General features: G+C 41.8%; 25 protein-coding genes. 20 read left to right on the top strand and 5 right to left on the bottom strand.

The window, feature by feature from the left end; genetic code table 11:
- Nucleotides 1-6: 6 nt before the first annotated feature.
- From mgsA to NPA43_RS09975, 15 genes are all read left to right on the top strand, one after another.
- Nucleotides 7-426 carry a methylglyoxal synthase gene (gene mgsA, locus NPA43_RS10045; protein WP_256498731.1) on the top strand — a complete coding sequence of 140 codons (420 nt, stop codon included), beginning with the start codon at nucleotides 7-9 and terminating at the stop codon, nucleotides 424-426.
- Complete coding sequence (bshB1, locus tag NPA43_RS10040; protein WP_099728067.1) at nucleotides 413-1,123, top strand: bacillithiol biosynthesis deacetylase BshB1; 711 nt, start codon at nucleotides 413-415, stop codon at nucleotides 1,121-1,123. Before mgsA ends, bshB1 begins: the two co-directional genes overlap by 14 nt.
- The gene (gene bshA / locus NPA43_RS10035) at nucleotides 1,120-2,265 is read left to right on the top strand and encodes an N-acetyl-alpha-D-glucosaminyl L-malate synthase BshA (RefSeq protein ID WP_249705749.1); all 1,146 of its coding nucleotides are present in this window, start codon (nucleotides 1,120-1,122) and stop codon (nucleotides 2,263-2,265) included. The genes bshB1 and bshA overlap by 4 nt, the downstream gene beginning before the upstream one ends.
- The gene (locus NPA43_RS10030) at nucleotides 2,258-3,460 is read left to right on the top strand and encodes a CCA tRNA nucleotidyltransferase (RefSeq protein ID WP_256498730.1); all 1,203 of its coding nucleotides are present in this window, start codon (nucleotides 2,258-2,260) and stop codon (nucleotides 3,458-3,460) included. The genes bshA and NPA43_RS10030 overlap by 8 nt, the downstream gene beginning before the upstream one ends.
- On the top strand, nucleotides 3,433-4,416 hold the full coding sequence (locus NPA43_RS10025) for a biotin--[acetyl-CoA-carboxylase] ligase (protein ID WP_256498729.1): 984 nt from the start codon (nucleotides 3,433-3,435) through the stop codon (nucleotides 4,414-4,416). Before NPA43_RS10030 ends, NPA43_RS10025 begins: the two co-directional genes overlap by 28 nt.
- A 198-nt stretch (nucleotides 4,417-4,614) precedes the next feature.
- A complete protein-coding gene (panB, locus tag NPA43_RS10020; RefSeq protein WP_230030320.1) occupies nucleotides 4,615-5,454 on the top strand; it encodes a 3-methyl-2-oxobutanoate hydroxymethyltransferase in 840 nt (279 codons plus the stop codon).
- Nucleotides 5,451-6,317, top strand: coding sequence for a pantoate--beta-alanine ligase (gene panC / locus NPA43_RS10015; protein WP_230030319.1), 867 nt, complete (start codon nucleotides 5,451-5,453; stop codon nucleotides 6,315-6,317). The genes panB and panC overlap by 4 nt, the downstream gene beginning before the upstream one ends.
- Nucleotides 6,310-6,693: an aspartate 1-decarboxylase gene (gene panD, locus NPA43_RS10010; RefSeq protein WP_230030318.1), complete on the top strand. Its 384-nt coding sequence runs from the start codon at nucleotides 6,310-6,312 to the stop codon at nucleotides 6,691-6,693. The genes panC and panD overlap by 8 nt, the downstream gene beginning before the upstream one ends.
- Before the next feature lie 113 nt (nucleotides 6,694-6,806).
- Nucleotides 6,807-9,599 (top strand): ATP-dependent DNA helicase DinG, encoded by a 2,793-nt coding sequence (dinG, locus tag NPA43_RS10005; protein WP_099728060.1) that lies wholly within the window; start codon nucleotides 6,807-6,809, stop codon nucleotides 9,597-9,599.
- A 132-nt stretch (nucleotides 9,600-9,731) separates the two neighbouring features.
- Nucleotides 9,732-9,902, top strand: a complete 171-nt coding sequence (locus NPA43_RS10000; protein WP_099728059.1) for a YpmA family protein — start codon at nucleotides 9,732-9,734, stop codon at nucleotides 9,900-9,902.
- A 12-nt stretch (nucleotides 9,903-9,914) separates the two neighbouring features.
- Nucleotides 9,915-10,400, top strand: coding sequence for a cell wall elongation/penicillin-binding protein regulator TseB (gene tseB, locus NPA43_RS09995; protein ID WP_256498728.1), 486 nt, complete (start codon nucleotides 9,915-9,917; stop codon nucleotides 10,398-10,400).
- A 115-nt stretch (nucleotides 10,401-10,515) separates the two neighbouring features.
- Nucleotides 10,516-11,808, top strand: coding sequence for an asparagine--tRNA ligase (gene asnS / locus NPA43_RS09990; protein ID WP_256499675.1), 1,293 nt, complete (start codon nucleotides 10,516-10,518; stop codon nucleotides 11,806-11,808).
- A 98-nt stretch (nucleotides 11,809-11,906) separates the two neighbouring features.
- Nucleotides 11,907-12,611: a DnaD domain-containing protein gene (locus tag NPA43_RS09985; protein ID WP_099728056.1), complete on the top strand. Its 705-nt coding sequence runs from the start codon at nucleotides 11,907-11,909 to the stop codon at nucleotides 12,609-12,611.
- Between the two features lie 17 nt (nucleotides 12,612-12,628).
- Entirely contained in the window at nucleotides 12,629-13,291 is a 663-nt protein-coding gene (gene nth, locus NPA43_RS09980; RefSeq protein ID WP_099728055.1) for an endonuclease III, read from the top strand.
- The gene (locus tag NPA43_RS09975; RefSeq protein ID WP_256498726.1) at nucleotides 13,288-13,797 is read left to right on the top strand and encodes a YpoC family protein; all 510 of its coding nucleotides are present in this window, start codon (nucleotides 13,288-13,290) and stop codon (nucleotides 13,795-13,797) included. The genes nth and NPA43_RS09975 overlap by 4 nt, the downstream gene beginning before the upstream one ends.
- 36 nt (nucleotides 13,798-13,833) lie before the next feature.
- Here NPA43_RS09975 and NPA43_RS09970 read toward each other — a convergent pair whose 3' ends face one another.
- Both NPA43_RS09970 and recU read right to left on the bottom strand, forming a co-directional pair.
- Nucleotides 13,834-16,527 (bottom strand): PBP1A family penicillin-binding protein, encoded by a 2,694-nt coding sequence (locus NPA43_RS09970; RefSeq protein ID WP_230030316.1) that lies wholly within the window; start codon nucleotides 16,525-16,527, stop codon nucleotides 13,834-13,836.
- A gap of 19 nt (nucleotides 16,528-16,546) precedes the next feature.
- On the bottom strand, nucleotides 16,547-17,182 hold the full coding sequence (recU, locus tag NPA43_RS09965; protein WP_256499674.1) for a Holliday junction resolvase RecU: 636 nt from the start codon (nucleotides 17,180-17,182) through the stop codon (nucleotides 16,547-16,549).
- A 46-nt stretch (nucleotides 17,183-17,228) separates the two neighbouring features.
- Between recU and NPA43_RS09960 the strand changes: the two genes are divergently transcribed.
- Nucleotides 17,229-18,185, top strand: coding sequence for a DUF2515 domain-containing protein (locus NPA43_RS09960; protein WP_230030315.1), 957 nt, complete (start codon nucleotides 17,229-17,231; stop codon nucleotides 18,183-18,185).
- A gap of 22 nt (nucleotides 18,186-18,207) precedes the next feature.
- On the opposite strand, the gene sspM is transcribed toward NPA43_RS09960, so the two are convergent.
- A complete protein-coding gene (sspM, locus tag NPA43_RS09955; RefSeq protein ID WP_099728448.1) occupies nucleotides 18,208-18,312 on the bottom strand; it encodes an acid-soluble spore protein SspM in 105 nt (34 codons plus the stop codon).
- A 193-nt stretch (nucleotides 18,313-18,505) separates the two neighbouring features.
- On the opposite strand from sspM, the gene NPA43_RS09950 reads away from it, so the two are divergent.
- From NPA43_RS09950 to NPA43_RS09940, 3 genes are all read left to right on the top strand, one after another.
- Nucleotides 18,506-18,742 (top strand): DUF5446 family protein, encoded by a 237-nt coding sequence (locus NPA43_RS09950; RefSeq protein ID WP_099728449.1) that lies wholly within the window; start codon nucleotides 18,506-18,508, stop codon nucleotides 18,740-18,742.
- Nucleotides 18,743-18,790: 48 nt separating this feature from the next.
- Nucleotides 18,791-19,171, top strand: coding sequence for a YppE family protein (locus NPA43_RS09945; RefSeq protein WP_230030313.1), 381 nt, complete (start codon nucleotides 18,791-18,793; stop codon nucleotides 19,169-19,171).
- A 103-nt stretch (nucleotides 19,172-19,274) separates the two neighbouring features.
- Nucleotides 19,275-19,724, top strand: a complete 450-nt coding sequence (locus NPA43_RS09940) for a YppG family protein (RefSeq protein WP_099728451.1) — start codon at nucleotides 19,275-19,277, stop codon at nucleotides 19,722-19,724.
- Between the two features lie 19 nt (nucleotides 19,725-19,743).
- Here the strand turns inward: NPA43_RS09940 and NPA43_RS09935 are convergent, their stop codons facing one another.
- Nucleotides 19,744-20,163 (bottom strand): Hsp20/alpha crystallin family protein, encoded by a 420-nt coding sequence (locus NPA43_RS09935; protein ID WP_099728452.1) that lies wholly within the window; start codon nucleotides 20,161-20,163, stop codon nucleotides 19,744-19,746.
- A gap of 168 nt (nucleotides 20,164-20,331) precedes the next feature.
- On the opposite strand from NPA43_RS09935, the gene NPA43_RS09930 reads away from it, so the two are divergent.
- A complete protein-coding gene (locus NPA43_RS09930) occupies nucleotides 20,332-20,838 on the top strand; it encodes a PTS sugar transporter subunit IIA (RefSeq protein WP_099728453.1) in 507 nt (168 codons plus the stop codon).
- 54 nt (nucleotides 20,839-20,892) lie between these two features.
- Here NPA43_RS09930 and NPA43_RS09925 read toward each other — a convergent pair whose 3' ends face one another.
- A complete protein-coding gene (locus tag NPA43_RS09925) occupies nucleotides 20,893-22,011 on the bottom strand; it encodes an NADH-dependent flavin oxidoreductase (RefSeq protein WP_230030542.1) in 1,119 nt (372 codons plus the stop codon).
- Nucleotides 22,012-22,023 lie beyond the last annotated feature (12 nt).

The following is a 22,023-nucleotide window of genomic DNA, read 5'->3' as shown; positions in this document are numbered from 1 at the left end:
TTCCTGATGAACATTGCTTTAATCGCTCACGATAAGAAAAAAAGTGACATGATTCAGTTCGTCATTGCGTACCGTGATATTTTGGAAGATCATACACTTTATGCAACAGGGACAACAGGTTTGAGAGTGAAAGAAGCGACGGGGCTTCCCATTCATCGTTTCCAATCAGGACCACTTGGAGGAGATCAGCAGATTGGTGCCTTGATTGCTGATAATGCAATGGATCTTGTGCTCTTTTTTAGAGACCCGCTAACCGCGCAGCCGCATGAACCGGATGTATCTGCACTTATCCGGCTTTGCGATGTGTATGCCATTCCATTAGCCACCAATATGGGTACAGCGGAAATTTTAGTCAGGAATTTAAATAAAGGTACGTTTAACTTTCGAGATGTAGCAAAAAACGGAGGAACAAATGAAACGACTTGATATCCTTGCATTCGGTGCCCATAGCGATGATGTTGAAATCGGAATGGGCGGAACGATTGCAAAATACGTAAAAAAAGGGGCGCGTGTCGGAATTTGCGACTTGACCCAGGCTGAATTATCATCGAATGGAACGGTAGAGAGCCGCAAAGAAGAGGCAAAAGCAGCCGCCGCTATTTTAGGCGTGACGACTCGAATTCAGCTCACGCTGCCAGATAGAGGGCTCTACCTGAATGACGAAGCGATGAAGGAAATTGCGGGTGTCATTCGAACATACAAACCAACACTTATTTTTGCTCCGCACCACCAAGATCGACATCCTGATCATGGTCATGCGGGTTCACTTGTAGAAGAGGCGGCTTTTTCTGCAGGTATACATAAATTTGAAGATTCATACAAGCAGCCAGCGCATAAAATAAGCCAGATGTATTATTACATGATTAACGGCCAACATCGTCCAGATTTTGTGATCGATATTTCTAGTGAGATGCACCAAAAAATCGATAGTTTACATGCGTATAAAAGCCAATTTGTCAAATCGCCAAATTCAGTAGAGACACCTCTTGTGAATGGTTATATTGATTTTGTCAAAATGAGAGAGTCTATGTATGGAAGGGAAGTCAATAAAGCTTATGCAGAAGGGTTTTTGACAAAGAAACCACTTTTGATGGATGATGACTTACTTGGGGGGTCATTATGAAAAAACTGAAGATCGGAATCACTTGTTACCCAAGTGTTGGCGGTTCGGGCATTATTGCCACAGAGCTTGGAAAACGTTTAGCTGAAAAAGGGCACGATGTTCATTTCATTACCTCAAGCATTCCGTTTAGACTCAATAAAGTGTATCCGAATATTTATTTTCATGAGGTGGATGTCAATCAATATGCTGTTTTTCAATATCCACCTTATGACCTTGCACTAGCAAGTAAATTGGCGGAAGTCGCAAAACGAGAGAAGCTCGATATTATTCACGCGCATTATGCGGTCCCGCACGCCGTCTGTGCGTTCTTAGCCAAGCAAATGACGGGACACACAGTGAAAGTCGTGACCACGCTTCACGGGACAGATATTACGGTTTTAGGCTATGATCCATCATTAAAGGAAGTGATTCGGTTTGCCATCGAATCATCGGATCGCGTAACAGCTGTGTCGCAATCATTAGCTGCACAGACGTATGATCTGATTAAACCGGATAAAAAAATCGATACGATCCATAATTTCGTCGATGAGCGTGTGTATTTGCGTGAAGATCACGAAGTGCTGAAGAAACATTATGGCCTCATGCAGGACGAAAAGGTCATCATCCATGTATCGAACTTCCGAAAGGTAAAGCGTGTGCATGATGTGATTCATGTCTTTAAAAAGATTTCTGACCAGGTGGATGCAAAGCTGCTGCTGATTGGCGATGGTCCTGAAAAGTCGGTCGTATGCGAACTCGTGAAAAAGCTGGGACTAATTGACCGCGTGTTGTTTTTAGGAAAGCAAGAGAAGGTAGAGGAGCTTTATTCAATTAGTGATTTGAAGCTGCTGCTTTCTGAGAAGGAGAGCTTTGGGCTTGTACTTCTTGAAGCAATGGCCTGCGGTGTCCCTTGTATAGCAACAGATGTTGGCGGAATTCCAGAGGTCATTGCACATGGAGAGACAGGATTTCTTGTCCCGCTCGGCGATATAGACGGAGCAGCAAATCATGCAGTGTCGTTACTCAAGGACAAAGCGCTCCATGAGCAAGTGTCAATGGCAGCCCAGTCTAGTGTTCAGACCAATTTCTCTTCTGAAAAAATTGTGAGAGAATATGAAGCGCTTTACCTAGAATTGATCGAAGGTGATGATGAAGATGAATGAACCATTCACACATGCGATCCCTATTTTACATACACTGCACGAACATGGTTATCAGGCTTACTTTGTCGGCGGAGCGGTGAGAGATGTTCTTTTAGGTCGAGAAATCGGGGATATCGATATTGCGACAGATGCAACGCCTGATACGGTGGAGTCTTTATTTGAAAAAACAGTTGATGTTGGCAAGGAGCATGGCACAGTCATTGTTTTACATGATGGGGTCAGCTATGAGGTGACGACGTTTCGAACTGAATCAGAATATGAAGATTTTCGCAGACCGAAAGAAGTGGCGTTTATCACATCCTTGAAGGAAGATCTTTTAAGAAGAGATTTAACGATCAACGCGATGGCCATGGATATAAATGGCGAGATCATTGACCATGTAGGGGGCAAACAGGATATTGAGCGGAAACGAATTCAAACCGTTGGCGATCCAGCTTGCCGCTTTGAAGAAGATGCGCTTCGCATGATGAGAGCCGTCCGTTTTTTAAGCCAGCTCGGTTTTGAGCTCGCTGCTGAGACGGCTGATGCGATGAAAAAAGATAAGCACCTGCTTGCCAACATATCTGTTGAGCGCAAAAAGATTGAAATGGAGAAACTTTTAAAAGGGCGCTATTGTGAGCAGGCCATCAAGGTTCTCATTTCAACCAAATTGTATGAAGAATTGCCAGGCCTCCAAAAGGATAGGCTCAATGAATCTTTCCAAGCATTCCCGTATTATTTACTGGATGGACTAGAAGAGGTATGGGGCGCTTTCATTCATTTGCTTGGTCTAGATGAGACGGAGGCTGTATCCCTCTTAAAAGAATGGAAGCTGTCAACAAAGCTATTGAAAGACGCTGTGGCCATTAGCCAATACGTCGATTGTGACTGGGATGCGGAGAAGATGTTTGAAGCTGGTGAACACGTGCTATTATCTAGTTTGAAAATCACGCAGTTAAAACATGAGCGCCGCATTTTCTTTGACGAGCTGGAGGCGGCGAAGCATTCATACGAGGCGCTGCCTATTAAAAAGCTCCAAGACCTTGCTGTTTCAGGAAAAGATTTAATGGCCTTTCGGCAGAAGGCATCCGGTAAATGGATTGCGGAAGAGCTTCATGTCGTGAAAAAAGCGGTTCTGCAAAACCGTTTGGAAAACCGAAAAGAAGCTATAGAGGAGTGGCTCATAGCATGCGATCAGCAATTAGAAAACGATTAATTGAACTATTTACAACATCTGATCAAGATTTTGTCTCGAGCCAGCAAATATGTGATGAGCTTGGCTGCTCCCGAACGGCTGTATGGAAGCATATAGAGGATTTGCGAAAAGAGGGCTATGAGGTAGAAGCCGTCAGGAGAAAAGGATACCGCCTGCTTCGTAAACCGGACAAAATTAGTGAGGATGAAATTCTTTTTGGTCTGGAAACAGAGGGTTTTGGCAGGCACATATACTTTCAAGAAGAAGTCGCTTCAACTCAGCTGATTGCCCATGACCTTGTCAATGAAGGAGCGCCCCACGGCACGCTTGTTGTCAGTGATCATCAGACAAGCGGAAAAGGGCGCCTTCAAAGAATGTGGCATTCACCAAATGGGACAGGCATTTGGATGAGTTTGATCATCCGGCCTGAAATTCCACTGCACAAAGCGCCGCAAATGACGCTTTTAGCATCTGTAGCCATCACAGAAGCAATCGCACATCAAACAGGACTCAGTCCATCGATTAAATGGCCAAATGATATTCTGTTAAACGGAAAGAAAGTTGTTGGCATTCTAACTGAATTAAAAGCAGAAGCTGACCAGGTTCACGCGGTGATTATTGGTCCAGGCATTAATGTGAACCAAACAGCTGATGACTTTCCTGATGAATTAAAGGATATCGCCACAAGTTTGCGAATGGAACTGAATGAAAAAGTAGATCGAGCTGCACTGATTCAAAACATCATGTCTACCTTTGAAAAAAGGTATGACGATTATATGAAGCATGGATTTGCCCCGATCAAACAATTATGGGAATCGTTTGCGATGACCATCGGTAAACGTATTGTCGCACGCACCGTCAATGGGCAATATAATGGAACGGCAATCGGAATCAATGATGAAGGTGTCTTATTACTGGAAACGGCGGATGGTATCCAAAAAATCTATTCCGCAGACATAGAGATCAAGTCAACTTAAGTGGAACACCCGGTGCATTTTTGATATACTTCGTGTGGGCAGTATCTGTAAAAGAACTGTACCTGTTAGGAAGAAAAATTTGATCAATTTCTGCCTTGATCCTAAGGGACTTGGACAGAGGGATGATTCGCCGCGCATGAGAGAAAAGAACATGTGATGCGAGGCAAGCCATCTCCTCTCCAGAATGAGGAGGAACAAATGAAGACAAAACTAGATTTTTTCAAAATGAAAGAACAAAACGAACCGATTGTGATGCTGACAGCATACGACTATCCAGCTGCAAAACAAGCGGAAAAAGCGGAAGTCGACATGATTTTAGTTGGTGACTCACTTGGGATGGTTGTACTTGGTCTTGATTCCACAGTACAAGTCACGATGGATGATATGATCCATCACACAAAAGCAGTCAAAAGAGGCGCAAAAGACACATTTATTGTGACCGATATGCCATTTATGTCTTATCATTATTCATTAGAAGAAACGATGAAAAACGCAGCACGGATGATGCAAGAAAGCGGTACTGATGCCTTAAAGCTAGAAGGCGGAGATGGCGTGTTTGAATCCATTCAGGCTTTAACAAGAGGCGGAATTCCTGTTGTCAGTCATTTAGGCCTCACACCTCAATCAGTTGGTGTGCTTGGCGGGTATAAAGTACAGGGGAAAGACCACGAGAGTGCTCAAAAATTGATTGAAGATAGCCTGAAATGTGAGGAAGCAGGTGCAATTGCACTTGTGCTAGAATGCGTACCTGGTGAATTGACAAAACGCATTAGCGACATGCTGAAGATCCCTGTCATTGGAATTGGTGCAGGAGCTGAGGCAGACGGACAAGTTCTCGTTTACCATGATGTGGTAGGATACGGGGTGTCTAGAACACCTAAATTTGTGAAACAATACGCGCAAATTGATGCTGTACTAGAAGAAGCGCTCATTCAATATACGAAAGAAGTAAAAGCACGTACATTTCCAGAGGACACGCACACATTTCATATCAAAGAAGAAGTCCTTGATGGTTTATATGGGGGAATCAAAAAATGAACGTTGTCACCCATATTCATGAACTAAAAGAACTGATCAAGCAGCATCAAGAAAAGCAGTATTCCATTGGCTTTGTACCAACGATGGGCTTTCTTCATGAAGGGCATCTGACTTTGGCGAAAGAGGCAAGAGATCAAAATGACATCGTGGTGATGAGCATTTTTGTCAATCCTTTGCAATTTGGACCGAACGAAGACTTTGAATCGTATCCAAGGGATATCAAAAGAGATCAGCGCCTTGCAGAAGAAGCAGGAGTGGATATTTTATTTACACCTGATGTGAAGGAAATGTATCAAAATGAACCATCAATTACGATGACGGTTCAAAAACGGACAGATGTCTTATGCGGGAAGAAACGCCCAGGGCATTTTGACGGCGTTGTCACTGTGCTCACAAAGCTATTTCATCTTGTTTCACCAACAAATGTATACTTTGGTCTAAAGGATGCACAGCAAGTCGCTGTGATCGATGCGATGATCAAGGATTTCTTCTTCGATCTTCACCTTGTGTCTGTTCCAACGGTTCGAGAAGAAGACGGTTTAGCAAAAAGCTCAAGGAATGTCTATTTGTCTGAAACAGAAAGACAAGAAGCACCCGCTCTATACCGGGCATTAAAAAAAGGACAGGCAGCTGTTGAAAAAGGTGAACGTGATTTACATCGTATGTATCAGATGGTTGAAGAGGAGCTTCTTCAAACAAGTGGAGAAATTGATTATATTGAGATCTACTCATATCCACAACTAGAACCACTTGAACAACTAGCAGGTAAGGTCATTATTGCGATTGCAGTGAAATTCTCACGCGCAAGACTGATTGATAATGTGATTTTCCATGTTCCTGAAAGCGGTGAAAAACATGTATAGAACCTTTATGACCTCTAAACTCCATAAAGCGACTGTGACAGAAGCAAACTTACATTATGTAGGCAGTATTACAATTGATGAAGATTTACTTGATGCGGCAGGCATGATGGCAAATGAGAAAGTGCAAATTGTCAATAATCACAATGGAGCGAGACTTGAAACATATATTATTCCTGGTAAAAGAAAAAGCGGTGTCATCTGTCTAAATGGTGCGGCAGCGAGATTGGTTCAGCCAGGGGATGAAGTCATCATTATCGCTTATGGGATGTTGTCAGAAGAAGAAGCAAAGACACATACACCCAAAGTGGTCGTGTTAAATAAACAAAATCAAATTGAACAAATGATTGGGCAAGAGCCTGCGAGAACGATTTTATAACGCACGCTACATGTAAACAGGACAGTTTCATGAAAAGAAGCTGTTCTGTTTCAGTTATATTGCCCAGAGCGTGTTTCACTTCGAGTGGAACGAGGAATTGAGGTGTCCATTTTATGACCGATCAAAGGTTTGTTGTCGTTGATATTGAAACCACCGGGAATTCACCAAAGAAGGGTGATAAAATCATTCAAATTGCTGCGGTGGTCATTGAAAATGGACAAATTGTCGAACGGTATTCAAAATATGTGAACCCAGGGAAGGCGATCCCTGGATTTATTGAACAGCTGACAGGCATTCAGCAGCACATGGTTGACGATGCGGTGTTTTTTGAGGATATTGCCCAAGAGGTGTATGACCTCATACATGGCGCTTATTTTGTTGCGCACAATGTTCATTTTGACTTGAACTTTTTAAATGATGAACTAAAAGCATGCGGGAAAAATGAGCTGGATGTGCTAGCGATTGATACGGTTGAGATTTCTAGAATTCTTTATCCTGAGCTTGAAGGTTACAAGTTAACTGAATTAAGTGAAGAGCTCATGCTTCCACATGACCACCCGCACCGAGCGGATAGTGATGCGGAAGTTACTGCCATGTTATTTTTAACCTTGTTACACCAATTAAAACATACACCGCCAAATGTGTTAAAGCAGCTGCGCAGATTATCTTCATATCTTTTAAGTGATATTGGACTTTTAATTAAGCAGCTTGAAACGAGTCATTCTAGTCAGGAAGATTCTTTGGTGGAAGTCGGCTCTTTTGCTGTAAAAGATGTGACCAATCGCACAAATGATACGACACATTCAGTAGGCGCAGACGACGAAAAGCTGTTTGAGGAGATAAAAGAGAAGCTTCCGCAAACGTTAGAAGGCTATGAAGTAAGAGAAGGCCAGCTCACGATGATGAATAAAGTCAGAGACGTGTTTCATGAAAGGGCCTACGCTATAATTGAAGCGGCACCAGGAATCGGGAAAACACTGGCTTATCTCATTCCAGCTGCTTTAGAGGCAAAGAAATCAGGAAAACCTGTCATTATTAGTACATATTCCATTCTTTTGCAGCAGCAAATGCTTCAGCGTGATGTGCCGCTTTTAAATCAATTGCTCCCATTTGAGCCAGCTGCCTGTGTATTCAAAGGACGAGCACATTATATTTGTTTAGATAAGTTTGAGCACGTACTCCATGAGGAAGATGATAACTATGATGTTGTCTTAACAAAAGCGCAAATATTAATGTGGCTCCTTGTAACAGAGACGGGTGATTTATCTGAACTGAATTTACCGTCAGGTGCTGCAAATATAAAAGATCGAATTTCCTGTGTGCACATGCCGTTTACATCGAAAAAGCGCCGCTTTAAAGAATATTGCTTTTATGAACGCGCCAAAAGAAGAGCAAAAACAGCTGATTTAATTTTAACGAATCACCGCCTGCTCTTATCACAAACCGAGGCATCGTCTATCTTTCAGCATGCAGACGTATATGTGATTGACGAAGCCCATCAATTTGAGAAAACAGCCAATGAAACACTAGGGGACAATGCATCTTATATCCAGCTTCATGCGAAATTAACACAGATTGGCTCCTTACAAGGCGGACTGTTAAAGAAACTGAAAAAGAGATTTCACGGTGCAGGTTTATCGACAGATACCTTTATCGAAATGGATGAATATCTCAATCAGCTTCAAATGGAAAGTGACGCTTTCTTTAGCACAGTGCATTCTTTTGTCAAAAGGACAAAACCAAAAGCAGACATCAATCGTCTCATTTATAGAGTACGTCATCATTCAAAGCATGCTCAGTGGAAACGGATTAAAGAGACAGCAAGTAAGCTTTGTTCCTTGTTAATTGCTTGTGAGAAGCTGTATGAGCAGCAAAAAAACGAGCTTCTTCATAAAAGTGATCAGCTGACAGAACACTTTGCCTTTGAAGCAGAGGAATACGATCAAGTCATGTCGTTTATGCATACATTTTGCAGTACGCTGTACCGGTTTATTTTTGAACCGAAAAACGATGAAACGGTTTGGATAGAAATTGATGCAAAGGGTGCCAAAAATGCTGTCTTTATGCATGCACAGCCGCTAGATACAGGGGAGCTTTTGGCTGATCGATTTTTTATGAACAAAAAAAGTGTGGTTCTCACATCAGGAACACTCACAGTCAACCATCGCTTTGATTATTGCTTAGAGCGATTTGGCCTGCAAGATTTTTACCCGCACCTTGTCCAAATTGATTCACCTTTTGAACTTGAAAAACAGCTCAAGGTTATTGTACCGGCTGACATGCCGCCAATTACAAACCGTGATGAACGAGACTATGTGAAGCAAGCAGCAGGATATATTAAGATCATGGAAAAGCAGCATAAAGCGAAGATATTGGTCTTGTTTAATTCACATGAAATGTTAAAAGCAGTGTATGAAGAGCTGAGAACAGGAGGCATGCAATCAGCCCTGTTTGCTCAAGGTCTGACAGGTGGAAGCCCTGTGAAATTGACGAAAATGTTCAAATTAGCAAAGCAAGCCATTTTACTTGGTACGGGTAGTTTTTGGGAGGGAGTCGATTTTCCAGGCTCTGAGCTGACGACTGTCATTATGGCACGTCTTCCTTTCCGGCCGCCTGATTCACCGCTCATTGAAGCAAAATGCGAAGCAGCTAAAAAACAAGGGAAGAATCCGTTTAAAGCCGTTGCTCTTCCAGAAGCTGTCTTAACCTTCAAGCAAGGAGCAGGACGCCTGCTTCGCTCTGAAAAGGACATAGGTACATTGCTGATCTTAGACCGCCGAGTGAAAACCGCTTCATATGGAAAACTCTTTTTAGAATCACTTCCTCATGCACCTGTCCATGAGATGTCAAAGGAATCACTTGCGGCGTATATAGAGAAGCTAAACAACGAAAAGCCGCTGTCATAAGCGGCCTTTAGCTGGTGTGGGTTTGGAGTTAATTTATCGTAACGGCTTTTTGTGTTCCGTTGTAAAAATAGTATCGGTTCCCGCGCAGAAAAGTATGACTAACAATATTTACGTACCGAGGAGGAATTAGAAGTGGAAAGTAAAATAGAGGTACTTTCAACTGTTCACATTCAGCATTCAGAAGACCTATACAAAATCGTTGATTTGTTGAACAGAACGCTGAAAAGAGAAGATCTGATGTTTGGGTTAGCATTAGATCAAGAAGATCAAAATCAAGCGATATTTACAATATATCGCACATAGGGGAAGCTTGACATGAAAAGAATAGTCTGGATTATTTCGTCCGTTGTGGCTCTCGTTTTACTCATTGGCATCATCAGCTTTGCATGGATTTATCAGATTGCCATGGGGCAAAAAGAACAAGGTCATGAGGCAGCGATTGAACGAGCAAAAGAACAAGCAAAAATAGTACAGGTCGAGCAAGTGGAAACCTTTGTTGGGAAAGAAAAACAATTTATTGTTGAAGGAAAAAACAAACAAAATGAAACGACCTATGTGTGGGTACCTGCCAGCAAAAAAGAAAAAGTGATCGAAAAAAAAGCAAAAGAAGGCATTACCTCAAACCAAGCAGTACAAGCTGTTCAAAAGGAGAACACCGTTTCTAAGGTAAAGGATGTCAAATTAGCAAGAGAAGGTGACGTACTCCTTTGGGAAGTGACGTACTTAAATGAGAACAACCAATATAGCTTCAGCTATGTCGATTTTACAACAGGACGAGTGGAAAAAAATTTAACACCGTAGTTTCTCCTGTCTTGCGTTGACCATGCTGATTTAGAACGGTTATAATAAAATGTATGAAAAAAGAATCACACCTATTAAAAAGGTGAGTTTCTTTCTGGCTTTGGAGGGAAATATGTTGAAAACAACTATTAATCAAGTGTTCAAACACGTCGATGAAGAAGTAACAATCGGCGCATGGATTGCCAATAAACGTTCAAGCGGAAAAATTGCATTCTTGCAGCTGCGTGACGGGACAGGCTTTATTCAAGGAGTCGTTGTAAAAGCAGAAGTGGAAGAGGATGTCTTTAAGCTTGCGAAATCAGTCACACAAGAAACATCTGTCTATGTGACAGGACAAGTGACAAAAGATGAGCGTTCACCACTTGGTTTTGAATTACAAGTGAAATCCATTGAAGTGATTCACGAAGCAACTGATTACCCAATTACACCAAAAGAGCACGGGACAGAATTCTTAATGGATCACCGTCATTTATGGCTTCGTTCAAAAAAACAGCATGCCATTATGAAAATCCGTAATGAGATTATTCGTGCTACATATGAGTTTTTCCATCAAGAAGGCTTCGTGAAAGTGGATCCGCCCATTTTAACAGGAAGTGCACCTGAAGGAACAACTGAGCTGTTTGCTACTAAATATTTTGATGAAGATGCGTACCTTTCTCAAAGTGGACAGCTTTACATGGAAGCTGCTGCGATGGCACTCGGAAAAGTATTCTCATTTGGCCCAACATTTAGAGCTGAAAAATCTAAAACAAAACGCCATTTAATCGAGTTTTGGATGATCGAGCCTGAGATGGCTTTTGTAGAATTTAATGAAAACCTTGAGTATCAAGAAAATTATGTGTCTCACGTTGTTCAAAGTGTACTCGAAAACTGTAAAGTGGAGCTGCACACACTTGGCCGTGATACAGCTAAATTAGAAAATATCAAAGCACCATTCCCGCGCATCACTTATGATGAAGCGGTCAAATTCTTACAGGATAAAGGATTTGATGATATTGAATGGGGAGATGACTTCGGAGCGCCTCATGAAACAGCAATCGCCGAAAGCTATGATAAACCAGTGTTTATCACTCATTACCCAACTTCATTAAAACCGTTTTATATGCAGCCAGCACCAGACCGTGATGACGTAGTCCTTTGTGCAGACTTAATTGCACCAGAAGGCTACGGAGAGATTATCGGCGGCTCTGAGCGTGTTCATGATCTTGAGCTGCTTGAAGCAAGACTAAAAGAACACGGGTTAGATCAAGAAACTTACAAATGGTACACAGAATTAAGACAATACGGTTCTGTCCCGCATTCAGGTTTTGGTCTTGGACTTGAACGAACAGTTGCTTGGATTAGCGGAGCGCCGCATGTGCGTGAAACCATTCCATTCCCAAGATTATTAAACCGTTTATATCCTTAAGACGTAAAGCCTCCAACATATGGAGGCTTTTTCAAACGTCTTTTTAGGAGGGCACGTGAAATAAAACGTGATATACTTAAAGTGAAGAGGTGTATCCGATGAATAGGCAGCAATTTATTAATATGCAGCAAATGGGTTCGACAAGTTTGCCTAATTTGCTGATTGCTCATTATGAGCAGTTAGGACTGAATGAATCACAAATGATGGTGATGCTAAAGATTAAAATGAATGAAGAACAAGGCGTTTTCTTTCAAACATTTGAAGAGCTTTCTCATGGCATGACCATTTCTGCTGAAGAGTGTGCGTATATGGTGCAGCATTTAATCCAAAAGGGGTTTATTTCGATTCAGCCGTTTGAAGACAGATCAGGTATTCAGCATGACCGGTATTCAGTAGAGCCTTTATGGGGCGTGCTGTATGACTTTTTAGAAGCAAAACAGGCGAAAGAAGCACAAAAGAATCATGTGCAGGCTGAAAAGTCTTTATATGCACTATTTGAAGATGAATTCGGCAGACCGCTGTCTCCTCTTGAAGGAGAAACACTCTCTATCTGGATGGATCAAGATCATCATGATGCGGCGATGATTCGTTTAGCACTTAGAGAAGCGGTTTTATCAGGGAAATTAAATTTCCGTTATATCGATCGAATTTTATTTGAGTGGAAAAAGAAAGGGCTGAAAACAGCGGAAGAAGCGAAAGAGCATAGCCAGCATTTCCGTTCACAGCAAAAAGCCACACCTTCAAAAGAAGAGACTTCATCTTATAAACGACAAGTTCCTTTTTATAATTGGCTGGAACAATAACCAATAAAGGAGAAGGCATGTTATCAAAAAAACAAATCAATGAGTGCTTAGATATTATAGGAGATATGTTTCCAGAGGCTGAGTGTGAGCTTGTTCATTCAAATCCGTTTGAACTTGTGATCGCTGTCGCACTCTCCGCTCAATGTACAGACGTACTTGTGAACAAAGTGACCAAAACTTTATTTCAAAAATATAAAACACCAGAAGACTACTTAAGTGTACCGCTTGAAGAATTGCAGCAAGATATTCGCTCAATTGGCCTTTATCGGAATAAGGCGAAAAATATTCAAAAATTGAGCAAAATGCTGATTGAAGAATATGGCGGTGAAGTGCCAAAGGACCGGGATGAGCTTGTCAAGCTTCCTGGTGTTGGCCGAAAAACGGCAAATGTCGTCGTATCTGTCGCTTTTGGAGTGCCGGCCATTGCTGTAGACACACACGTAGAACGAGTCAGCAAGCGCCTTGGGATTTGCCGGTGGAAGGATTCTGTTCTTGAAGTAGAGCAAACCCTAATGAAAAAGGTGCCAAAAGAAGATTGGTCTGTGACGCATCACCGCCTGATCTTTTTTGGCAGATATCATTGCAAGGCGCAGCGGCCGCAGTGCGAGTCCTGTCCGCTTCTTGATATGTGTAGAGAAGGACAGAAGAGGCTGAAAAAAGGACTGGTGAAGCTGGCATGAGCGGGTCAGCTGTATTCACCTCATATGTCGAAAAGCTAAAAGAGAAAAAGATAGCGATAAAAGGCGAACGAATGGATATACTTAGAGCCAATCCACTCGCATTTGATCTCTCTTCAGAGCCTTTAACAGGCGAGCTTCCGTGGAAGAAAACAGAAGAATTTATTCCTGTGATGTTCGAACTATGGAATGAATTAAAAGAAAAAATGCTTCCTCGTTTTCAAACAAGAAAATCCCGCTGTGAAGAGGATGATATGCTGCAAGGAATCGTCAGTATGGTTGCGATGTTTTACTGGATCAAAGGGGAGAGGCTTCAAACGCTCGAATGGGAAGACATCAAACAAGAAACATTTCCTGTTGCTCCTATTAATTGGACGGAACGATTAGAGTTCATTTTACTGAAGCCTACTCAATATCACTGCTTTATTCAACTGGACGAGCTTTATACAGAATTAAAAAAGCAGTATGGAAAATACGAAGCACTCAAAAAGTTAAAACAACAACGTTAAAAAAAGCACTTGCCTCATATGGCAAGTGCTTTTTCGTTATTCGCCTTCTTTTCGAGAAGTAGAATTTGACTGGGCATTTGAGCTTTGAGAATTGGTTTTCTCGTCATCTTTCTTTTTATCTTTATTGGCATCACTCTGTGAGTTGCTGTTCCCATTTGTACTGTCTGAGCCATTATCGGAATTGTCATTGCCGTTTTCCGTATTTCCACCTTGATCTTGATCCTTTTTATCATCTGGCTTCTGCTCATCAGTGCCTGGGTTTTGATTTTTGTTATCGTCAGTCTGATCTGTCTGTTCATCATCAGGCTGCTGCGGCTCTTCTTCTTTGTTCTCATCATCCGCTTTTTCTTCCTCATCTTCGTCATCTTTAATGGTGAGGAAGGTAGAAGCCGCTTTACTTGTGACATCCTCTACAGTCGCTGTCACTTGGAACTTATATGTGGAGCCAGGCTTCACATCAGAGATGACCGCTTCTTTAGCAGAACTGTTTTGAATTTCTTTATAGCCGCCGTCATCGACAGCCTGCTTCACATTAAATGTGGCATCTGCGTCGTCATCATAGCCCCAAGTCAGTGTGATGGATTTTTTCTCTTCATCATACACCGCTTTTAAGTCAGATGGCTTATCGGCTTCTTTTTTCTCAAATGTGTCAGAAACTTTTGTTGGAACAGTCCCTTTCACGAAGTATTCTGTTGTCTTCTTGTCACTTGGTGTATTTGGTCCGGCTAATTTTGCTGGATCTGATCCTTTTTCAATGGTCGCTTCAACGACGCTGTCTGGTTTTTCAAATGAGCCGCTTCCATCATCAATTTGAGAAATTAATCGCTGGAAGACGATTTTGGCAACGCGCTGTTCGTAATTTGTGAGCCACATTTTGCCATCCGCATCCTTTGAGTTACCGATTCCGGTCCAAACAGCTGCTGTGTATTGCGGCGTATAACCGACAAACCACGAATCTTTCGCACCGCCAGAAGGGATATTGTATTTATTCATATCATCTTGTGTAAAGTTGGTTGTACCTGTTTTACCAGCTACTTGAACGTTCGGTACTTGTGCAAGTGTACCTGTTCCAGATTGTACAGCTGTTTTCAGCATATCAGTGATCATAAATGCTGTGTAATCACTCATTGCCGCTTTAGAATCTGGCGTAAGGTCAAGCTTTGTTCCATCATTAAACTCAACAGACGTGACAGCATGCGGTTCGTTATAGTATCCGTTATTACCGAATGCACTAAATGCTCCAGCCATCTTCAGGGAGGAGACCCCTTCGTCAAATCCACCGATTGAGTAGGACTCTGGAATATCAGACGGTAAGTCCATGCCTAAGTTATTGGCGAATTGAACGGCATTGTCTGTGCCTGCTTCTTGGAATGCTTTTAGGGCAGGGATGTTTCGTGATTGTGCCAAAGCACTTCTCATCGACATTTTCCCTAAATGTCTTCTGTCAAAGTTATTAATCGGTGTACCGTTTGAGTACGTATACGGTGCATCATCAATTTGCTGATATGTTGACCATTTTTTGTTTTCAATGACAGGACCGTAATCTAAGATTGGTTTGATTGTAGATCCTGGCTGGCGTTTTGCATCAGTCGCATAGTTAAATCCGCCGGCTGGTACATCACGTCCACCGCCAATAGCACGAATTTCACCATTTTTCGTATCAAGCAAGGTGACACCCGCCTGCATGCCTTTCGTAAATCCAGCAGCATCTCCATTGATAATATCATCTAGGTGATCCTGTGCTTTTCGATCAAGTGATGTATAGATTTTTAATCCATCTGTTGATACATCAACTTTGGCTTTTTTCTGTACTTCTTCCATGACTTCTTCAATATAAGCAGAGTACTTACTTGAGTTTTGGCTTTTATATTTATCAGCTGAGACGACGGTTTTGCTGACAGGTGTTGCTTTTGCAACGTCATAGTCTTTCTCTGTAATGTAGCCTTGTTTTTTCATTAGGCTTAAAACGATATTACGTCGTTTCTCCGCTGCCTCAGGATGTTTGACTGGGTTATAGGCAGAAGGACTCTGCGGCATACCTGCAAGTGTGGCAGCCTGTGCAACAGTTAGTTTATTTAAATCTGTGACACCGAAAAATTGTTCAGCCGCTTTTCCAACGCCATAAGCCTGAGGCGTGAAGAAAATTCGGTTTAGATACATTTCTAAAATTTCATCTTTAGAGTATTTTTGCTCAAGCTGAATTGAGAGCCATACTTCCTGTACTTTACGCTTTAATGTCTTTTGGTTGTTAAGAAGGGTGTTTTTCACAACCTGCTGTGTAATCGTACTTCCACCCTCAGCACCAAAACCGTCCTCGACGTTTGCGACAAGGGCACCGCCAATACGGATTGGATCAATCCCGTGGTGTTTATAAAAACGTGCATCTTCAGTCGCAATAAAAGCTTCTTTTACCACATCGGGTATATCTTTAATCGAGACATACGTTCTTTTTTCCGCACCAACTTCTGCAAACACTTTTTTGTCTTTATCATAAAGCTTTGAAGAATACGGTGTTTTGAGCTTACTATCATCAATAGAAGGAGCGCTTGATGCAAAAACGGCAAAAGTTGTGATTCCGGCAACTAAACAAAGAAGACCGATCACGAGTAAAGATAAAAATATTTTTTTAAATAGACCTGCTTTCTTTTTGCCTTTTTTGTTCTTTTGCTTCTTATTGTTTTCTTGACTTGCTTTACGTCGCTGTTCACGACTTGTAAATTGATCAGACATCACATCTCAACCTTTCGTGTTAAACCTTTTTCGAACGTAAATATTGCTCACTTTCATCCGAAAAATGAAGTGTCTCCACTACTTTAATATAATCAATTCTTGGCGAATATCCAAGTGTCATTAAGTGGCCAGCGTCCAACAATTCCTCTTTGCTAATGGATTTACGGCCTTTTTGCTTCTGGCGCTCCCAAAAGAAGAAGAGGTCAGAAGCGGACAAATAATAAACGGAGCCAAATGCGGATATAATAACAAAACAAATACCGCCTTGCTTTTCAACCTGTTTCATATGCTCAATTTGGTGCTCATGAAAATTTTTGAGCGGAAACGAGGTTGTGCTTTTGGTTTCTTTTGCTTCAAAGTCGATATAGCGCCCTTTATACACCCCGTTATAGTCTGTTGTGGATGATTGTTTAAAGTAAGCTTCTTTGATGACAGCAGCGCTTCTTTTCGGATAATCCACATTTACAATTTGAACTGGGGTAGGCTTTTTATGAATGACTGCGATCCCGTTGACCAAATAGTACTGGTTGGTTTCATTTAAATCAGCTTCAAGCGTCATCCCGCGATTACTATAAGAGGATTCGCCGCTGATTCTTTTTTTTGTCCCAATTTGTTGAATGGGCTGATACGATTTTCCGTTTGGATACCGAATCATCAAGTTTCAGCCTCCTTTTAATGCATTTTGTATTGGAGAGATCACCATGTTGTCACAAGAAGAGTACATCATTACTCAACATATTTTACGAGAAACGAAAGCGAAAAATAAGGACAACCTGACGAGGACAAATGCTTACAAGCGCTTTTATGACCGCCATCCAGAAATGAAATGGTCACTGCTTGCTTCCTTTGTATCGAGAAATGCTGGTTGGTCCATGACGGATTTAAAGGGCGAGCTCTTTCATCCAGGTTTAACTGATCAGCAGGGACACCTATTTTTCACAGCATATGAAAGAGCGAATTGGCTGATCTTTTCAGATGCTTACCCGCAGCTTCTCTTGTATGAATGGTCAAAGCGTTGCAGCAAACCTTTATTTCATCTGCTTCCATATTTTTGCGTGTCTCGTTTTATGAGCGCTGAGTGGGAACGTTTTTGGCTAAAGCGTGACACAGAGCGCCTGCTTTATGCACTCATCATAAATGAACAATATACTATACAATCTCCTATTATACAAAATCCTCTTCTGAAAAAGAATGTTTTTCACTCGATTCAATATCTTTTCAGCGAGTGGGGACATTTTCAAACCGTCGTTTTTCCAACGGTGGACGGGCATTTGTACGGGTTAACTATACGAAAGTTTTCCCATGTAAAGGAGCGCATTACATTAGGAAAAAAATTAGCGAAACTATTATTTCGAGCCGACTTATTTTCGGATTTTTATCATTTTTTGCATACTGTTCCTCATACGGGGTCTCGGTTTGATTTTGAACCGTTTTTAGGGATCGCTAGAAGGTCAACACCTTTTCTTCGAACGGTTTATCCGGTGATGACACATTCATTAGACGATCAACGGGAAGATTGGTTTCAAAGGAAATTGAATCCAGCCTTATTCGATGCAGAACCGTTACCAAAACAAATCGAGCTGACCGACTGGTATTTCCATAAAAAAAGGCAGCTTCGCTTTCTTTTCTCATTAGAGCACTATTTTCTGCATAAATAAAAAGCAGGGGGTACCTGCTTTTTTACGTGGATGGACGATTAGGGCCGCCGAGCTTTTTATCAAGCTGATCTGTACTGTTTTCTTTCTCTTTCGGCTTTTGCTCTTTTGGTGCTGGCTGCTTTTTCATGAAATCTACCTCCTTTGTCCTTAGAATTTACAGAATCGGACGCAATCATACAAAGAAGGACAAGCACATGTCGAAAATGAAGAAATAGCGCTCATCTTCACTTAGATTGGCGATTTGCTTCTAGTTTTGTCATGTGTGAAGGAGGGTGTGAAAGAAAAGAGAATGTAACGAGAGACGATAAAGGAGGAATCTGATGATGAGCGAATTTGTATCAAAAGAATCCATTATGCAGTTGTTAGAGGAAATCGAGCGAAAAATTGATGCAGTGGAAGCTGAGCTGTCTCATGCTGTCCAGCAAACAACATACGCAGTCAAAGAGGAGCAAGAACAAATCATTGACCGGCTTGAATCAGAAGTGAAGGATTGTGAATGTAAGATTCATGAAGCAGAGTATAAACTGATGGCAAGACCGGCATATCACGCTGGGTAGCTTTCATATTTGAGCAATAAGGAAACGTTTGATAGGATGTTCATAGAGGTGAACACTTTGGATAATCAAACATTACTTGAACATACACAAGAGCTGAGAATATGGATCGAAGAAGCATATGAGCAGTACCAAAAGGGAAAGGCTGAAGAGGAATATCCATCATATGATTTTTACAAGGACATTCAGCCGGCCGTTGTCAAATTTGACAAGCAAATGGAAGAGTGGCTCACCGCTGCCATCTCGTTTATTCATCAGGCCAAACCTAGATACTTACATCAAGAACAGCTTGAAGCCGTACAAGAAAATGGAAAAGAGGTTGTTCTGCAATCTTATTTTGGCAAACAGCACGCACCCCGTGTGAAAAATTTAGTTGAGTCGGTGATTTACACAATGAACCTTCTAATAGAAGAAATCAAAAAGCGCAGCTGAAACATCTGCGTTTTTCTTATGGCTGCTTTAGGCACACCTTCTGTTTTTGATCATAATATATGAGTGACATCAATATGTTTTGAGAGCGAGAGGAGCGAGATATATGTTCCCTTATTCAAACCAGCAGCCATATGAATTCAATCAATTCCAGCAAGGTCCTTTACCGTATTCAGACATGCAGCAGCCTCCGCAGCCTCCAGAATATTTCATGCCTCCATATCAAGCTGGAATGAGCCAGGCGCCATCTGCTGCCTATCAACCGCCTTATGGATACCAAGAGAATTTCCAGCCTTTTCAGCAGCCAGAAGCAATCAATCAGCCGCAAATGCAGCAGTCAGGCATGATGCCCATGCAGCAGCCTATGAATCCTTATCCTTTGCCAAGACCGCAAAAACAGCAATCATCTCAATTTAAAAGTGTGCTGTCACAGTTCAAAAAGACGAATGGACAATACGACTTTAACAAATTGTTTGATACAGCTGGGCAAATGATGAGTACGATGAATCAAGTGGGGTCATTGGCGAAAGGATTTACAAGCATTTTTAAAGCATAGCAAAACCCAATAGAAGCATCTATTGGGTTGTTTGCTTTGGTGCGGTCACGCGAAGTGATTGATCTTTCCACACACTCTTCATGTTTGTTTCATCTATTTTTGCAGGCATTAAAATGGTTTTGGTAAAGCTAGAAAAGGAGGAAGTCGTGTCCGTTTTGATTTTCTCCTGTACCGATAAGTGTAAATATTGGGCTTTGACTTCTAGCGCAATATCACCTTCGACAAAATGGTCTGGAAATTGGATCTCAATATACACAAATTGATCATCTTCTGTCACATCGGTTGTAATCGATGCAAGTGAATGGGATGTGGTCATGAGCGCCTCCGCACTATTTAAAATTTCGTGAAACGGGGAGGATGCAAAAAATTGTTCAATTGCTTCATGCAGAATTTCCTCGTTTGCCAACAATTCATGTTTTTTTTCGTCTTCTTGTTTCATTTAAATCACCTCTCATCTACAGCCTATGCAAAAAGGGCTCAGGCGGTTATCAATTGATGAGCGGAAAAAATTATGATTAAATAGTGTTGAATGAAGCAAGGTGTATGAGCGTAAAGTTTCATACGCTGAATAGATCTAGGAGCAAAGCTTGAAGGGAGCAAATTGACATTGCTGAAAAAATTATTCGGTTTCGGAAAAAACCAAGATGATGTAAAGGAAGAAGTCATTTATTCTCCAGCTGATGGAGAGTTAATGGATATGACTGATGTACCAGATCCAGTCTTTTCACAAAAGATGATGGGAGACGGCGTAGCAGTCAAACCAAAAAGTGGCACCATTGTGTCACCAGTAGAGGGTGAAATCATTCAGCTCTTCCATACAAAACATGCAATTGGAATTCGAACACTCTCAGGGCTTGAGCTTCTGATTCATATCGGACTTGAAACAGTTGGGTTAAATGGTGAAGGTTTTGAAGCGCACATAAAAGAAGGGGATAAAGTGAAGACCGGTGATCCTCTCATTACATGTGATTTAGAACTCATTGAAGAGAAAGCAGCAAGCACAGTGACACCCATTGTGATCATGAATGGTGATCTGATCGAACGACTTGATAAAGAACCAAAGGGATCTGTGGAAAAACAGACCTCTAAGCTCTTTACGGTTAAAGTGAAATAATCATGCAGCACAAAAAAACTACCCTCACATGATAGGGTAGTTTTTTTGATGAAATTAATCCTCCATCGGGACCCAGCCTTGACTCGCTTCCATGACAGACCACAATCCCTCTGGAATCAGGTACTTGTCTTTTTGGCTGCGTTTAATGACGGTTTCAATCTCGCTTTCTCGTCCTTCTTTAATTTTCTTTGCCCAATCAGGATCAACGATTAGCTCTCGTGCGACAGCGATCAGCGGAATCCCTTGATTGTAGGCACTCAATGCATCGTCGGCTGTAATGACGCTGCCAACACCGATTAGTGGAAGGGTATCACCGCAGCGCTCTTTTAATAGCTCCATACGTGTCTTGTTAGAATCTGCGCCTCGTCTTGCTTTAGAGTCAATCTCCATTAAAGAGATATGCAAATAATCGAGTTTTTTTGTTTTGAGAACATCAACTAATGTGAATGTCTCTGTCATTGTTAAACCAGGTGTTTCTGGTTCTTCAGGGGATAGTCGATATCCAAAGATAAATGGTTTTGTCACGTGCTCCTTGATCGCCTCTTGGACTGCATCCACAACGGCGATAGGGAATGCTAGACGTTTTTCTTCACTTCCTCCCCATTGATCTGTACGCTGATTGCTATGCGGGGAGTAGAATTGCTGTAATAAATACCCGTTTGCTCCGTGGATTTCCACGCCGTCAAACCCTGCTTGAATCGCTCGTCTTGTCGCTTCTTTAAATGAGTCGATAATATGAGTCATTTCCTCTTCTTTTAAAGCGCGTGCAATTTGTTTTCCATCTTTGAACACATCGCTAGGCGCAACCACATCACCGTTTGGAACTAAATGAGGAAGGGCCTGAGAGCCGCCGTGATGAATTTGAATGATGGCTTTTGTTCCTTTTGCCTGGATCGCAGAAGCTAGTTTTTTCAGACCAGGTATATCTTCATCTCTTGCGATAGAAGGCTGTCCTTCAAAGGCCTTTCCATCTGGAGTAACGTTCGCACATGCTGTGATGACCATGCCCATTTCACTTGATCTAGCTGTAATGAAATCAATTTCTTCCTTTGAGATGGTGCCATCCTCGTGAGAACCGAAGTGTGTCATTGGAGCAACGACCAACCGGCCGTCAATAGAGGCACCTCCTGGAAATGTAAATGGTTCAAATAAAGGCTTAAATTCGTTTTTCAATCTCATCATCTT

This window comes from Bacillus pumilus, assembly GCF_024498355.1.
In the GTDB taxonomy this organism is placed as follows: Bacteria; Bacillota; Bacilli; order Bacillales; family Bacillaceae; genus Bacillus; species Bacillus pumilus_P.
The sequence above is the reverse complement of the archived record's forward strand: the minus strand, read 5'-3'. Positions and strand labels throughout refer to the sequence as shown.